The sequence below is a fragment of the Falsiroseomonas sp. E2-1-a4 genome (genome assembly GCF_051433165.1).
GTDB lineage: Bacteria > Pseudomonadota > Alphaproteobacteria > Acetobacterales > Acetobacteraceae > Falsiroseomonas.
Map to the genome: position 1 here is coordinate 12542 of NZ_JBHMFS010000013.1, position 14354 is coordinate 26895.

General features: G+C 69.3%; 16 protein-coding genes. 8 read left to right on the top strand and 8 right to left on the bottom strand.

From position 1 onward, the window contains the following. Positions 1-1137, bottom strand: coding sequence for a 2-methylaconitate cis-trans isomerase PrpF family protein (locus tag ACFHNC_RS15025; RefSeq protein WP_437170039.1), 1137 nt, complete (start codon positions 1135-1137; stop codon positions 1-3). Beyond that, positions 1137-2315 (bottom strand): enolase C-terminal domain-like protein, encoded by a 1179-nt coding sequence (locus ACFHNC_RS15030; RefSeq protein WP_437170040.1) that lies wholly within the window; start codon positions 2313-2315, stop codon positions 1137-1139. Before ACFHNC_RS15030 ends, ACFHNC_RS15025 begins: the two co-directional genes overlap by 1 nt. Before the next feature lie 93 nt (positions 2316-2408). Between ACFHNC_RS15030 and ACFHNC_RS15035 the strand changes: the two genes are divergently transcribed. Together ACFHNC_RS15035 and ACFHNC_RS15040 are read left to right on the top strand one after the other, a co-directional pair. Further along, positions 2409-3185 carry an enoyl-CoA hydratase/isomerase family protein gene (locus tag ACFHNC_RS15035; RefSeq protein WP_437170041.1) on the top strand — a complete coding sequence of 259 codons (777 nt, stop codon included), beginning with the start codon at positions 2409-2411 and terminating at the stop codon, positions 3183-3185. 43 nt (positions 3186-3228) lie between these two features. Then, entirely contained in the window at positions 3229-4200 is a 972-nt protein-coding gene (locus ACFHNC_RS15040; protein ID WP_437170042.1) for a Bug family tripartite tricarboxylate transporter substrate binding protein, read from the top strand. Between the two features lie 30 nt (positions 4201-4230). Here ACFHNC_RS15040 and ACFHNC_RS15045 read toward each other — a convergent pair whose 3' ends face one another. Genes ACFHNC_RS15045 through ACFHNC_RS15055 form a run of 3 tightly spaced genes read right to left on the bottom strand, consistent with a single transcriptional unit; the run spans position 4231 to position 6370 of the window. Next, positions 4231-5211, bottom strand: a complete 981-nt coding sequence (locus ACFHNC_RS15045) for an NAD(P)-dependent oxidoreductase (protein WP_437170043.1) — start codon at positions 5209-5211, stop codon at positions 4231-4233. A 10-nt stretch (positions 5212-5221) separates the two neighbouring features. Continuing rightward, positions 5222-5815, bottom strand: a complete 594-nt coding sequence (locus ACFHNC_RS15050) for a thiamine pyrophosphate-dependent enzyme (protein ID WP_437170044.1) — start codon at positions 5813-5815, stop codon at positions 5222-5224. Positions 5816-5818: 3 nt separating this feature from the next. Then, positions 5819-6370, bottom strand: a complete 552-nt coding sequence (locus ACFHNC_RS15055; RefSeq protein WP_437170045.1) for a phosphonopyruvate decarboxylase — start codon at positions 6368-6370, stop codon at positions 5819-5821. Between the two features lie 85 nt (positions 6371-6455). On the opposite strand from ACFHNC_RS15055, the gene ACFHNC_RS15060 reads away from it, so the two are divergent. Together ACFHNC_RS15060 and eutC are read left to right on the top strand one after the other, a co-directional pair. After that, positions 6456-7814 (top strand): ethanolamine ammonia-lyase subunit EutB, encoded by a 1359-nt coding sequence (locus ACFHNC_RS15060; protein ID WP_437170046.1) that lies wholly within the window; start codon positions 6456-6458, stop codon positions 7812-7814. Beyond that, positions 7811-8548: an ethanolamine ammonia-lyase subunit EutC gene (gene eutC, locus ACFHNC_RS15065; RefSeq protein ID WP_437170047.1), complete on the top strand. Its 738-nt coding sequence runs from the start codon at positions 7811-7813 to the stop codon at positions 8546-8548. Before ACFHNC_RS15060 ends, eutC begins: the two co-directional genes overlap by 4 nt. Here the strand turns inward: eutC and ACFHNC_RS15070 are convergent. The 3 genes from ACFHNC_RS15070 to ACFHNC_RS15080 form a co-directional block, all read right to left on the bottom strand. Continuing rightward, positions 8530-8853: a hypothetical protein gene (locus ACFHNC_RS15070; RefSeq protein WP_437170048.1), complete on the bottom strand. Its 324-nt coding sequence runs from the start codon at positions 8851-8853 to the stop codon at positions 8530-8532. The two genes, eutC and ACFHNC_RS15070, sit on opposite strands and share 19 nt — an antisense overlap. After that, complete coding sequence (locus ACFHNC_RS15075; RefSeq protein WP_437170049.1) at positions 8850-10199, bottom strand: amidase; 1350 nt, start codon at positions 10197-10199, stop codon at positions 8850-8852. Before ACFHNC_RS15075 ends, ACFHNC_RS15070 begins: the two co-directional genes overlap by 4 nt. An 82-nt stretch (positions 10200-10281) precedes the next feature. Next, complete coding sequence (locus ACFHNC_RS15080; RefSeq protein WP_437170050.1) at positions 10282-10437, bottom strand: hypothetical protein; 156 nt, start codon at positions 10435-10437, stop codon at positions 10282-10284. Between the two features lie 144 nt (positions 10438-10581). On the opposite strand from ACFHNC_RS15080, the gene ACFHNC_RS15085 reads away from it, so the two are divergent. The 4 genes from ACFHNC_RS15085 to ACFHNC_RS15100 all read left to right on the top strand — a co-directional run bounded on the left by ACFHNC_RS15085 (position 10582) and on the right by ACFHNC_RS15100 (position 14353). Continuing rightward, positions 10582-11589 (top strand): TRAP transporter substrate-binding protein, encoded by a 1008-nt coding sequence (locus ACFHNC_RS15085; RefSeq protein ID WP_437170051.1) that lies wholly within the window; start codon positions 10582-10584, stop codon positions 11587-11589. Between the two features lie 71 nt (positions 11590-11660). After that, a complete protein-coding gene (locus ACFHNC_RS15090; protein WP_437170052.1) occupies positions 11661-12176 on the top strand; it encodes a TRAP transporter small permease in 516 nt (171 codons plus the stop codon). 6 nt (positions 12177-12182) lie between these two features. Continuing rightward, positions 12183-13481: a TRAP transporter large permease gene (locus ACFHNC_RS15095; protein WP_437170053.1), complete on the top strand. Its 1299-nt coding sequence runs from the start codon at positions 12183-12185 to the stop codon at positions 13479-13481. Further along, positions 13478-14353 carry an SMP-30/gluconolactonase/LRE family protein gene (locus ACFHNC_RS15100; protein ID WP_437170054.1) on the top strand — a complete coding sequence of 292 codons (876 nt, stop codon included), beginning with the start codon at positions 13478-13480 and terminating at the stop codon, positions 14351-14353. The genes ACFHNC_RS15095 and ACFHNC_RS15100 overlap by 4 nt, the downstream gene beginning before the upstream one ends. Position 14354 lies beyond the last annotated feature (1 nt).

Genomic DNA, 14354 nt, shown 5'->3' on the forward strand with positions numbered 1-14354 from the left:
TCAGCCCGGAATCCAGACCCTGCCATCGAACAGCCGCCGCGCCGTGCGGTAGAAGGACCCGGCACGGGCGACCCACTCGCCCCCCTCCTGCGCCACATCCGCCCCCACGGTCAGCACGCCCGACGGCATGCCGATGCGGATCGGCCCTGTCCCGGCGCCGACGCATTCCGCCACCAGCGTCCCGGCGATGCGGGCCGCGACGGCGGTGCACAGCGACCCGGTCAGCGGCAGCGCCCGGTGCGGCTGGCCGCTGGAGATGATGCGCGCCGCCAGGTCGATCTCCGAGGCCGCGATGCTCTCCCCGGTCAGGGTCGGTGCGGCGGCCGGCGGGCTGACGAAGCCGATGAAGGGGACGGAGCTGATCGCCCTCGCCGCCGCCAGATCCGGCGCGATGCCCATGCGGATGGAGGCCTGCAACCGGATGGCGTCCAGCAGCGCCAGGATCTCGGGCCGCGCCTCCAACTCCTCCGGCAATTCGCGCCCGGTCAGGCCGATATCCCGCGCCCGGATGAAGGCCGCCGCATTGGCGGCATCGACCAGCGAGGCCTCGATGCGGCCGAAGCCCGGCACCTCCAGCACATCCACCACCTGCCCGCTCGGCAGCAGGCGGCCTGTGGTGGCGCCGCCCGGCTGCACGAAATCCAGCCGTACCGGCGCACCCGTACCGCCCACGCCCGGAATGCCCAGGTCGCCCGCGACCTTCGCCTTGCCGCCTTCCAGTTCAAAACTGTTGTGGATGATCTTCTTCGTGTTGGTGTTGTAGATGCGGACCGTGGCGCTTTCGCCCTCTGCCCGCACCAGCCCCTCATCCACCGCGAAGGGGCCGACGGCCGCGCTCATATTGCCGCAATTGCCCTTCCAATCGACGCGGGCCTCGCGGATCAGCACCTGGGCGAAGGTGTAGTCGATATCCGCATCATCCCGCGCGGAGGGCGCCAGCACGCAGATCTTGGACAGGGAAGAAACCCCGCCGCCCATGCCATTGAGCTGCCGTCCATACGGGTCCGGCGTGCCCAGCGCCGCCATGAAGATCGCATCCCACTGCGCGCGATCCTTCGGTAGGTCGCGCGCGTGGAACATGATGGCCTTGCTGGTCCCGCCGCGCATGAACACGGCGGGGATGGCGCGCTGCGGCATCAGGCGAGGCTCTTGAAGACGTCGTACAGCTTGTTCTTCGCCTCGAAGCCGATGCCCGGTATGTGCGGCATCGCCACGCGGCCTTCCACCACCGGCACGTCATCGGCGAAGCCGCCGAAAGGCGCAAAGACCTCCGGGTAGCTCTCATTGCCACCCAGCCCGAGCCCCACCGCGATATTCAGCGCGAACTGATGCCCGCCATGCGGCACGCAGCGGCGGCGGGACCAGCCATGGGCGGCCAGCATGTCCAGCGTGCGGAGGTATTCGCACAGCCCATAGGACAGCGCCGGGTCCATCTGCAGGATGTCGCGGTCCGGCCGCAGCCCGCCATGGCGGATCAGGTTGCGCGCATCCAGCATGGAGAACAGGTTTTCGCCGGTCGCGATCGGCGGGCCGTAATGCTCGGCCAGCGTCGCATGGGTGGCGTAATCCAGCGGGTCCAGCGGTTCCTCGTACCAGCGCAGCCCCATCGGCTCCAGGGCCGCGGCATAGGCGAGTGCCGCCTGCAGGTCGAAGCGGCCATTCACATCGACGGCCAGCTTGCTGCCATCGCCGCCGAGCAGCTTCACCACCGCCTCGATCCGCGCAGTATCCTCGGCCAGCGCATCGGCGATGGGGGTGCCGGGGGCGCCGCCGATCTTCATCTTCACGGTCGCATAGCCCATGCCGAGGTAGCGCTTCATCTCCTCGACCAGCGCATCCACGCCCTTGCCGGGGTAGTAGTAGCCACCCGCCGCATAGACCCAGGCCGCATCATCGGCGGTGCCGCCATTGTAGCGATCCGCCAGCAGGCGCCACAGCGGCACACCCTCCAGCTTGGCCGCCGCATCCCACAGCGCCATGTCCAGCACGCCGACGGCGACACTGCGCTCGCCATGGCCGCCGGGCTTCTCGTTCTTCATCATGGCGGTCCAGGCGCCCTGCGGGTTCAGCTTGCCCTCCGCGCCTGTGACCTGGGCCTCCGTCGCCTCCAGCAGCCGCGGCACGAAGCGCTCGGCCAGCAGGCCGGGCTGGGCGTAGCGGCCATTGGAGTTGAAGCCGTAGCCGGTGGCGCGCTTGCCATCCCCTTCAACCGTAACCGCGACGATAGAGGCGGTCATCTTCGAGAAGTCGATATAGGCGTTGGCAATGTCGCTCGCGATCGGGGCAATGCCCTGCTTGACGCTGACGATACGCATAATTGTCGCCCTTCATCCGGTTGTCCGACTTGTCGCCCCGCACCGGACCACTGCACAAGAGGGGGCGCACAAGAGGGGGAGGAAGAACCAAATATGCCCGACATCCTGCACGAGACCCGCGGCCCCGTGGCCTGGACGACGCTGAACCGCCCGGAGCAGCGCAACGCCATGACCTTCCCCATGTACGAAGGCCTGTTCGAACAGGCCGCCGCGGTGGCGAAGGACCCCGCGATCCGCTGCTGGGTCATCACCGGCGCCGGTGGCAAGGCCTTCGCGGCCGGCACCGATATCAGCCAGTTCCAGCACTTCTCCACCGGCCAGGACGCGCTGGATTACGAAACGCGAATCGACCGCGTGCTGTCCGCCATCGAGGATTGCCCGAAGCCGGTGATCGCCGCGGTCGCCGGCGCCTGTGTCGGTGGCGGGCTTGGCATCGCCGGCGTCTGTGACATCCGCATCGCCAGCGCCAATGCGCGCTTCGGCGTGCCGGTGGCGCGCACGCTCGGCAACACGCTGTCCACCATGAACATCTCCCGCTTCGCCGCGCTGATCGGCCCGGCGAAGCTGAAGGATCTGATCTTCACCGCGCGGCTGATGGATGCGCCGGAAGCGCTCGCCGCCGGCTTCATCACCGAGATGCTGGACACGCCCGAAGCCCTGGCCGAGCGCGCCCTGAAGCTGGCGGAAGACGTCGCCGGCATGGCGCCGCTGACGCTGACCGCGACCAAGGTGGCCCTCAAGCGCCTTCGCCTGGCCGCCGGAACCATCGAGGGCGACGACCTGGTGACCATGTGCTTCGGCAGCAACGATTTCCGGGAGGGCGTCGAGGCCTTCCTCGCCAAGCGCAAGCCGGTCTGGACGGGCAGGTAGCGCCGCGCCATCCTCCGGTCATACTAAAAACCGGAGGAACACCATGCTTTCACGACGCGGCCTTATGGCGGCGGCGGGCGCCACCGCCTTGCCGTTGCCCGCCTTGGCTCAAGGTGCCTACCCCACCCGCACCATTGCCCTGCTGGTCGGCTTCGCGCCGGGCGGCGGCACGGACATCATCTCCCGCCTGCTGCAGCCCGCGCTGCAGGAGGAATTCGGCCAGGCCATCGCCATCGAGAATCGCGCCGGCGGGTCCGGCACCATCGCGGCCACGACCAATGCGCGGGGCCGGCCGGATGGCTACCAGATGCTGATGACCACCGTCAGCGCCTCCGCCGTCGTGCCGCCGACGATGAAGCCGCCGCCGTTCGACATCATCGCGGACCAGACCGCCGTGGTACTGGCCGGCACCGTGCCGCTGGTGGCGGTGGTGCCGCTGTCTTCGCCGGCGCAAACCTTTGATCAGTTCATTGCCCATGCCAAGGCGAACCCGGGGAAGCTCAACTACTCCTCCTCCGGCGTTGCTACGCAGCAGCACCTGGCCGCCGCCGCGCTGTCCTTCGCGGCGGGGCTGGACATGGCCCATATTCCCTTCCGCGGCACCGGCCAGGCGGTGAATGAGGTGCTGGCCGGGCGGATCGACATCGCCATCGACACGCTGCCCACCTACCTGCCGCATATCCGCGCCGGCCGCGTGCGGGCGCTGGCCACCACCCTGCCACAGCGCGTGCCGACGCTGCCCGATGTGCCGACGGTGGCCGAAAGCGGCTTCCCGGATTTCGATGCGGCGGTCTGGTACATGGTGATGGGCCCGCCCGGCCTGCCTTCCGCCATCAGCGAGCGCTGGGTGCAGGCGGTGAACAAGGCACTGTCCGACCCCGGCCTGCGCCAGCGCGTGGCCGATGCCGGCTTCATCCCCGGCGGCGGCACCAGCGCGGACGCGGCGGCGTTGCTGCGCCGCGACGCCGCGAAATACGCCGAGGTAATCCGCCGCGCGAACATCCAGTTCGACTGAAGCCAGGCGGGGGCCGCGCCCGGCCCCCGTTCAGTTCCGGCGCGCCAGGACCTCGGCATTGACGATGACGTCGGGGTCCAGCGTGCCGGCGAAACAGGCGAGCGCGGCGGCCGCGGAATCCAGCGCCATGCGCCGCAGCCCCTCCGCCGTGCTGGCGGCGACATGCGGCGTCATGATCAGGTTCGGCGTGGACAGCAGGCTGATCGGCGTCTCCACTGGCTCCTCCTCGAACACGTCGATCCCGGCGGCGGAAAGGTGGCCGGCGCGCAGCGAAGCCTCCAGCGCCACCTGGTCCACGATGGTGCCGCGCGCGGTGTTCACCAGCACGGCGCCGGGCTTCATGCGGGCCATGAAGGCGCCGTCGATCAGGTTGCGCGTGGCCGGGCCGCTGGGCACATGCACGGTGACGATATCGGCCTCCGCCGCCGCGGTCGCCGCGTCATCCACCGGCTCGAAGCCCAGGCCGCGAATGCTGCCCTTGCCGATATTCGGGTCGCGCACCAGCACGCGCATGCCGAAGGCGGCGCAGAGCTTGGCCACGCGCGTGCCGATGCGGCCGAAACCCACCACCAGCACGGTCTTGCCCTGCAGGTCGAAGGTCGGCAGGCCCGTCTGCGCGCCCCAGACCGGCGTGGTCTCGCGCATATTCGCGTTGAAGCTGGTCAGCTTGCGGGCGCAAGCCAGCATCATCATCAGCGCATGTTCAGCGACTGAGACCGCATTCGCCTCCGGCGTGATGGCCAGCGGAATGCCGCGTTCCGTCAGCGCCGGCACATCGACGATGTCGTAGCCGACGCCGTGGCGGACCAGGATCTTCAGATTGGTGCAATGCGCCAGGAAGGCCCGGTCGATGCGGATGGTCCGCACGATCAGCGCATCCGCCTTGGGCAGGTTGGCGGCGAGGCTTTCGGGCGAGAGGTCCATCAGGACATCCACCGTTACCCCCGGCGTCGCCCGCATCCGCGCGATGGCTTCCTCGTGGATCGGGCGGACGCAGATCACATGCGGCATGGTCGGGCCTTCAAAGCTGGTGGTGGGCGGCGGGGCCGAGCAGGGCCTCGCGGAATCGCGCCTGCAGGATGGCGCCATCGCGCGGCGGCAGCACCAGCGGCAGGTTGCCGGGCGCGATCTTTGCCACCGCGAAGATGGTGCCGGTGCCAGCGTGGATTTCCGTGCGCAGCGCCGGGATTTCCGCCAGTGTCGTCCGCGTGCGCGCGCCCGCAAGGCCCGCGCCGCGCGCCATGGCGGCGAGGTCCACGCCATGCTTGGTCGCCGTCTCCTGGTTGCCCGTCTCGCTGTAATGCTCATTGTCCAGCACCACGATCGACAGGTTCTTCGGCCGCTGCACCGCGATGGTCGCCATCGCGCCGAGCGCCATCAGCATCTCGCCATCGCCGGTGATCACCAAGACCTTGGCGGAAGGCTGCGCCAGGGCGAGGCCAAGCCCCATCATCGCCGCGCCACCCATGCCGCCCCACAGGGGCAGATTGCGCGGCGTGTCGCCGATGGCGGTGATGTCCCAGGCGGAGGCGCCGAGGCCGGCGATCACCATCAACTCGCCACGGTCTTCCAGCAGGGCGCGCACCAGGTCGCGCCGGTTCGGGTATTCGGCCATGGGTCAGTCCTTCCCGAAGGTCTTGGCGCCGATCAGGCGCTGGCCGAGCAGCGTGGCTGCCGGGCGAAACGTGTTGAAGGCGAGGCGCAGCGTCGCATCCACCGTCTCCGCCACATCCTCCGGCCGGTCGGCGCGGTGCACGATGGTGCCCATCGCCTCCAGCACCGTCTGCGTCGCCTGGCCCATCGGGATCTGCGCCGGGTTAAACTCGGCGAAGTCGCCGCGCATAGTCACGATCATCGGCATGGGCGTGCGGTGGATATGCGGCAGCGACAGCATGTTGATGCAGTTGCCGACGCCGGAGGACTGCATCAGCAGCACGCCCTTCACGCCGCCCAGCCAGCCGCCACAGACCAGGGCGACGCCCTCTTCCTCCGTCGTCAGGGTGACGACGGTCATTTCATTGTCCGCCAGGCAGCGCTTGATCAGCCGGCTATGCCCGGCATCCGGCACCAGGGCGACCTGGGTGATGCCATTGGCCTTGAGCGCGTCGTAGATGTGGTCTGGCCATGCCGCCGCCGCATCCGGGCGCATTTCCAGTTTCTGGCGATCCATGCCGTTCCTCCTGATTTGTGGCATCCTCCCCCCGCGCGATCTGACTGGCAACCCGGGCGCGGGTTGGGGCGAGGGAGAGGGCGGCATGGGTTTCTCCGCGATGGTAGGCGGCACGCGGCATGTCTTCGCCGATCTGCGCCAGCTTCTGGCCTGCGCCACGCCCTTTCGGTCGGGTGATGCGCTGGCGGGTGTCGCGGCCGAATCCGCGGCGCAGCGCGTGGCGGCGCAACGGGCGCTGGCGGACCTGCCGCTGCGGCATTTCCTGTCCGAATCGGTGGTGCCCTATGAGGCGGATGAGGTCACGCGCCTGATCCTGGACAGCCACGACCACGCCGCCTTCGCGCCCGTGTCGCACCTCACCATCGGCGGATTCCGGGATTGGCTGCTGGGCGAGGCCGATGCGGCCGCGCTGACCGCGCTCGCCCCCGGCCTGACGCCCGAAATGGTTGCGGCCGTATCGAAAATCTGCCGGTTGCAGGATTTGGTGGCGATCGCGGCCAAGTGCCGTGTCGTCACGAAATTCCGCAACACGCTCGGCCTGCCCGGCACGCTGTCCATCCGCCTGCAGCCGAACGACCCGGTGGATGACCCGAAGGGCATCGCGGCACAGGTGCTGGATGGGCTGCTGCTGGGCGCCGGCGATGCGGTGATCGGGGTGAACCCGGCCACCGACAATGTGGACAATCTGTGCCGCGTGCTCGGCCTGCTGGATGCGGTGCGGGACCGCTACGCGATCCCGACCCAGACCTGCGTGCTCGCGCATGTCACCACCACGCTGCTGGCCATGCAGCGCGGCGCACCGGTGGATCTGGTGTTCCAATCCATCGGTGGGACGCAGGGCGTGAACGAAAGCTTCGGCGTGTCGCTCTCCCTGCTGGCGGAGGCGCATGAGGCGGCGCTGGCGCTCAAGCGCGGCACGCTCGGCGACAACTGCATGTATTTCGAAACCGGCCAGGGCAGCGCGCTATCCGCCGATGCCCATCACGGCGTGGACCAGCAGACGCTGGAATGCCGCGCCTATGCCGTGGCGCGCCGGTTCCGGCCGCTGCTGGTGAACAGCGTGGTCGGCTTCATCGGCCCCGAATACCTGTTCGACGGCAAGCAGATCACCCGCGCCGGTCTCGAGGACCACATGTGCGGAAAACTGCTCGGCCTGCCGATGGGGGTCGATGTCTGCTACACCAACCACGCGGAGGCCGACCAGGACGACATGGACGCGCTGCTGACGCTGCTCGGCGTGGCGGGCGTGACCTATGTGATGGGCGTGCCGGGGGCGGATGACACCATGCTCGCCTACCAATCCACCTCCTTCCATGACGGGCTTTATGTCCGCGCCGCGCTCGGCAAGACGCCCGCGCCCGAATTTGCCAGATGGCTGCACGGCATGGGCCTGGTGGACCACACGCCGGATCGTCTGCCGATGGCGGTGGCGGGGCTGCTGTGAGCGCCCCTGTCCTCTGGCGCGATTTGCGGCGTTTCACGGCGGCGCGCGTCGCACTCGGCCGCGTGGGCAACGGGTTGCCCACCGCGGCGCATCTCGATTTCCAGGAAGCGCATGCCCAGGCGCGCGATGCCGTTTGGTCCACGCTGGATGTGCCTGCGCTGCGCGATGCGCTGGGCGCGCAGGTGGTCGCCAGCGCCGCGCCGGATCGCCGCGCCTATCTGCTGCGCCCAGATCTCGGCCGGCGCCTGGCGGAAGGTGTCTCGCTCACGTCGCGCCCCGGCTGCTTCGCCCTGGTGGTCGCGGATGGCCTCTGCGCCACCGGCGTGCAGGCACAGGCACCGGCCCTGGTCGCGGCACTCACCACCGGCCTGCAAGCCGCCGGGTGGGATGTCGCGCCGCCCATCATCGCCACCCAGGCGCGCGTCGCGATCGGGGACGCCATCGGCCACGCGCTCGGCGCCGCCATGGTCGCGGTGCTGATCGGCGAAAGGCCGGGCCTGTCGGCGCTGGACAGCATGGGCATCTACCTGACCCACGCCCCGCGCCCCGGCCTGCGCGATGCCGAGCGCAACTGCATCAGCAACATCCGCCCCGGCGGGCTGAGCGTGGCGGAGGCGGCGGCGAAACTGCTGTGGCTGGTCGCCGCCGCGCGCGGGCTGGGCGCGACGGGCGTCGCGCTGAAGGATGAGCAGCCGCCGGTGAAGCAGCTGGAGGTTCACCCGGACGGTAGGTGAACCGCCAGCCACAGCGCATCCGCGCTGGTCGCCACCACGCGATGCCGGCACCCCGCCGGCAGCACCGCCCAATCCCCCGCCGCCATCACGCGCACGCCATCGGCAAAGCCGAGCGTCGCAGCGCCACGCGCCAGCAGCACGAATTCCGTGCCCGGCTGGTCGTACCAGAAGCCCGCCGGGCTGGCGGCGCGGTGGGAGGCGATGCGCTCCACCCTCACACCGCCTTCCGCCAGCAGCGTGGCAAAGCTTTCGGCGCCCTCTGCCGGGGCTTCGCCATCCGCCAGCCTGCCGAAGCGCGGGGTCATGCCGCCAGCGCCGCCTCCACCGCCTGGGACACCGCGAACAGCCTCGCATCGCCGCCATGCTCGCCCATCAGCTGAAAGCCCACCGGCGCCTCACCCGGCTTGTGGCAGGGCAGGCTGATGGCGCAGCGGTCGAGGAAATTGCCGACGCTGGTGTTGCGCAGCAGCAGCAGGTTGATGCGGCCGTACTCTGCCTCATCCTCGATCTCGGAGATGGCCGGTGGCACCAGCGCGCAGGTCGGGGACACCACGGCATCAAACCCCACCGTGCGCGCCGCGAAACCAGCAATGATCCGCGCGCGGTCCTGGCCGAGCTGGATATACTCCGCCGCCGACATCTGCCCGCCGCGCAGAATCCGGGACAGAATGCGCTGGTCATAGGCATCCCGCTGCCGCTCGATCAGCCCGCGATGCCAGGCAAAGGCCTCGGAGGAGGCATAGCCGCCAGTGGCATTGGCCTTCGGAATCTCCGCCAGCTCCGGCACCACCAGCTTCTCCACCCGCGCCCCGGCCGCGGATAGCTTGGCCAGCGCCGCCTCGAAGGCGCTGGTCACGCTGGCATCCCAGCTCTCGGTCACATAGCCCTGCAAGACGCCGAGGCGCAGCCCGGCCACCGGCATGGGCGGGCCGGGCGGCCAGGCCTCCTCGCCGGCCATCAGGCTGTCGATCACCGCGCAGCAGGCGACGGAGCGCGCGATGGGGCCCAGGCTGTCCAGCGTGAAGGACAGCGGCAGCGTGCCGGTCAGCGGCACCCTCTTCGCCGTCGGCTTCCACCCCACCAGCCCGCAAAGCGCGGCCGGGATGCGGCAGGACCCGCCTGTGTCGGAGCCCAACCCGGCAAAACCCATCCCATCTGCCGTGGCGACCGCAGCGCCGGAAGAAGACCCGCCCGGCAGCCGCCCCGTGGCGCGATCCCACGGGCTGCGCGGCGTGCCGAAATGCGGGTTGTGGCCGAGGCCTGAGAAGGCGAATTCCACCATGTTGGTGCGCCCGAGCACCACGAACCCGGCGCGCTGCAACCGCGCGACCGATGGCGCGGTGGCCGCCGCCGGCGGCACATCCGCCAATGCCTTGGACCCGCCCCGGGTCCGCTGGCCCGCCTCGTCATACAGATCCTTGATGCTGATCGGGATGCCGGCCCAGGGGCTTGGTGCCCGCCCGGCCTGGCGCAGCGCATCCATGTCGCGTGCCGAGGCACGGGCCGCCTCCGCCTGCACGACCAGAAAGGCGCGGCCGCCTTCGCCGGCGGGGTCGGCGATTCGCTCCAGCGCCGCCTCGGTCAGCGCCGCGGCGGTGGTGCGGCCGGCGGCGAGGTCCGCGGCGGCTTCGGCGAGGGTGGCATGCGGCATGGGCGGGCGCTTCCGGCTGGGATGCGCCGGATGCTGGCCAGGATCGGGGCCGCGGGCAAGCCGCAGGCCGCGATGGGCCGGGTCAGCCCTGTTCGGGCGGGGGCACCTGGTCGTTGGCGGGCGGATGGGCGACGATCAGCTCCAGCACGGCTGGATAGACCAGAAAGCCGATCAATCCGGCAGGCAGCAGGCGCACCCCCCCTGCTTCCGCTTCCTCGATGGTGGTACCTCGGTCCATGCTGCCCTCCTGGCATCCCGCAGAAGGTCAGCGCGGCAGGGTGCGACGGGTTTGCGGACGAATTGACAAGACGCCGCGAGCGAGTCGTATGATGTCGTATAACCCGCGGCCAGAAGTCAGCGGGAGGGGAAGGAGAGACATTCCATGAAAGCTCTGCGCGCCATCCGCGCCAAGGCTGGCCAGGCCTTCTGCGCGGGCGCCCTGGCGGCCGCCGCCCTGCTGCCCTGGGCAGCCACCCCCGCCACCGCGCAGGAATGGCGCGGCTGGAACATCCATGCGGCGGATTATCCGAACGGCCAGGGCCTGGACCGCTTCGGCCAGTTGGTGATGGAGCGGACCAACAACCGCATCCGCATGCGGACCTACCATTCCGCGCAGCTCGGCCAGCAGGATGAGGCCATCCAGCAGATGCGGCTGGGCTCCATCGACTTTGCCAATTTCAACCTCTCGCCCTTCAACAACCTGGCGCCGTCCACCAATGTGGTGACGCTGCCCTTCCTGTTCCGCAACGTGGCGCACAGCCATGCAGCGATCGATGGCATCGCCGGGGAGGAGATCGCCAAGGACCTGGAGGCGATCGGCATCATCGCACTCGCCTGGTATGATGGCGGCGCGCGCAGCGTGTACGCCACCCGCCCGATCCGCACGCCCGCCGATATGCGCGGCCTGAAGATTCGTGTGCAGACCAGCGACCTGTGGATCGACCTGATGCGCGCGCTGGGTGCCAATGCCACGCCGCTGCCCTTCGGCGAGGTCTTCACCAGCCTGCAATCCGGCGTGATCGATGCGGCGGAGAACAACTTCCCGTCCTACGAGAGCACCCGGCATTTCGAGGTGGCGCGCTACTACACCACGACCGAACATTCGAACGTGCCGGAAGTGCTCGCCGTCTCCCAGCAGCGCTGGCGCCGGCTGAATGAGCAGGAGCGCAACATCGTGCGCGACGCCGCCCGTGAAAGCGCCACGCTGCAGCGTCGCCTCTGGGCGGAGCGGGTGCAGGTTTCGCGCCAGCGGGTCGAGGCCGCGGGCGTGACCGTGATCGAGCTCACGGACCGCAGCCCGTGGTCGCAGTTGATGGAGCCGGTCTACGCCAAGTATGCCGCGACGCCGCGCCTGTCGGGCATGGTGCAGGCAATTCGCGCCCTGCCTTGATCCGTTGATCCGGGGGGCGGTGCGCCGCCCCCTTCCTGCGTTTGTCCCCTCCCTGCCAGGATGCCCCCCGGATGGCGCTGTATTCCCGCCTGCTGGACCTGTTGTCGCGAATCGTCGTCCTCGTCGCTGGCTTCGCCCTGGTCGGGCTGGTCGCGATGATGGGGTGGATGGTCTTCGGTCGCTACGTGCTGAACGATACCCCCACATGGATCGAGCGCAGCGCCACGCTGGCCATCCTCGCCATCGCGCTGCCCGTCGCCGCCGTCGGTGTGCGGGAGCGTTTTCATCTTTCGGTGCTGGGGTTCCGGGAGGCCTTGCCGATCGGCATCCAGCGCTGGGTGGCGGTGGCCTGCGATACCGCGGTCGGGCTGTTCGGCCTGGCCATGGTGATCTGGGGCTGGGAAATGGTCGGCATGGTCGCGCCCTTCAAGATTCCGCTGCTCGGCTTCAGCCAGGGCTGGACCTATGCGCCGATGGTGGTCTGCGGCGTGCTGACGGTGATGTTCGCGGTGGAGCAGGTGCTGCTCGACATCCTCAACCCGGAGGGCCCCGAACAGCGCGGCGCCGCCGCGGCCTTCCTGGAGTAGCCCGCGGTGGAAACCGGCCTTCTGATCATCTTCGCCATCTTCGCGCTTGGCATCGTCTCCGGCATCCCGGTCGCCTTCGTGCTCGGCATCGCCGCGGTGGTGGGCTTCCTGTATGAGGGGCTGAACCCGGCGGTCGCCTTCCAGCAGATGACCTCGGGGATGAGCATCTTCTCGCTGCTCGCGATTCCCTTCTTCGTCTTCGCCGGCGAGCTGATGATGCATGGCGGCATCGCGCGCCGGCTGATCTCCGTCGCTTCCTCGATCTTCGGCTGGATGCGCGGCGGGCTCGGCGTGGTGAATGTCGCGACCTCCATGCTGTTCGGTGGCATTTCGGGCAGCGCGGTGGCGGATGCCTCGGCGCTCGGCACCATCCTGATCCCGGCGATGAAGCAGCGCGGCTACGGCACCGATTATTCGGTCAGCGTCACCGTCACCAGCTCGATCGCCGGCATCATGATTCCGCCGAGCCACAACATGATCCTGTATTCGCTGGCAGCCGGCGGCGGCGTTTCGGTCAGCGCGCTGTTCATCGCGGGCTTCATCCCCGGCCTCATCATGTGTCTCTGCCTCGGCATCGCGGCCTATGTCGTGGCGGTGAAGCGCGGCTATCCGGCGGAGCAGTTCCAGGGCATCCGGCACATCCTGTGGACCTTCGTCGATGCGCTGCCCGGCATGCTGACCGCGGTGATCATCCTGGGCGGCGTGCTGTCCGGCATCTTCACCGTCACGGAAAGCGCTGCCTTCGGCACCATCTGGGCCATCCTGGTCACCGTGCTGGTCTATCGCAGCCTGAGCTGGGACAGCTTCAAGATCTGCGTCGCCGCCAGCGTGCGGACCTCTGCCGTGGTGTTCCTGCTGGTCGGCACGGCGACCGCCTTTGCCTATCTGCTGGCGCTCTACCGGCTGCCGGATCTGCTGACGGATGGCATGCTGGCGATCAGCTCCAACCCCATCGTCATCCTGCTGATGATCAATGTCTGCCTGTTGCTGCTCGGCTGCGTGATGGACATGGCGGCGCTGATCCTGATCACCACGCCGATCTTCCTGCCGGTGGTGATGGCCATCGGCATGGACCCGGTGCAGTTCGGCATGGTGATGATGATGAACCTCGGCCTGGGCCTGACCACGCCCCCTGTGGGGGCGGTGCTGTTCGTGGGATGTGCCATCGGCAAGATACCGATGGAGCAGATCATGAAGTCGATCCTGCCCTTCTACGCCGCCATCCTGTTCGCGCTGATGCTGACCACGTACATCCCGGCGATCTCCCTCACCCTGCCGCGTCTGCTGCTCGGCTACACCGGTTGAGCGGCTTCGCGCTGGCCGCCGACCTGCGCGCGCAGGTCGGCGAAAGCCCGGTCTGGGATGCGGCGCGCGGCGTGCTGTGGATGGTGGACATCCTGGCCCCCTGCGTCATCCGCTTCGACCCCACCACCGGCGTGACCCGCCGCATCCCGATGCCGGAGGTCTGCGGCAGCCTCGCGCTGTGCCGCTCCGGCGCGTTGCTGGTAGCGCAGCGCGCCAGCGTGGTGCGGCTGGACCCGGATAGCGGCGCCATCACGCCCTTCGCGACCATGCCGGATGAGCCGGCGCATAACCGGCTGAACGATGGCAAGGTGGGACCGGATGGCTGCTTCTGGGTCGGCAGCATGGACAACCGGCCGGAGAAGCAGGCCACCGGCATCCTCTGGCGCGTCAGGCCCGATGGCGGCGTGGAACGCCGGCGGGATGGGCTGGTGGTCTCGAACGGCCTGGCCTGGGGGCCGGATGGGCGCACCATCTGGCATTCGGACAGCCGCCGCGCCGTGCTCGACCGCGCGAATTTCGACCCCACCACAGGCGACATCGGCCCCTGGCAGCGGGTGCGCGATTTCGATGACGCGACCGGCCGCCCCGATGGCGCCGCCTGTGACGCCGAGGGCCATTACTGGTCTGCCGGCGTCTCCGCCGGGCGCATCAGCGTGATCGCGCCCGACGGTGCGATCCTGCGCCATTTCGACTTTCCCGTGCCCGCCCCCACCATGCCCTGTTTTGCCGGGCCGGGCCTCACCACGCTGTTCGTCACCAGCCTGCGCGCCGGCCAGGATGCGGCGACGCTGGCCACCTTTCCGACGCTCGGTGGGCTGTTCCGCGCCGAGGGTCTGGGCCAGGGTGCGGCCATCACGCTTTTCGCCGACTGAG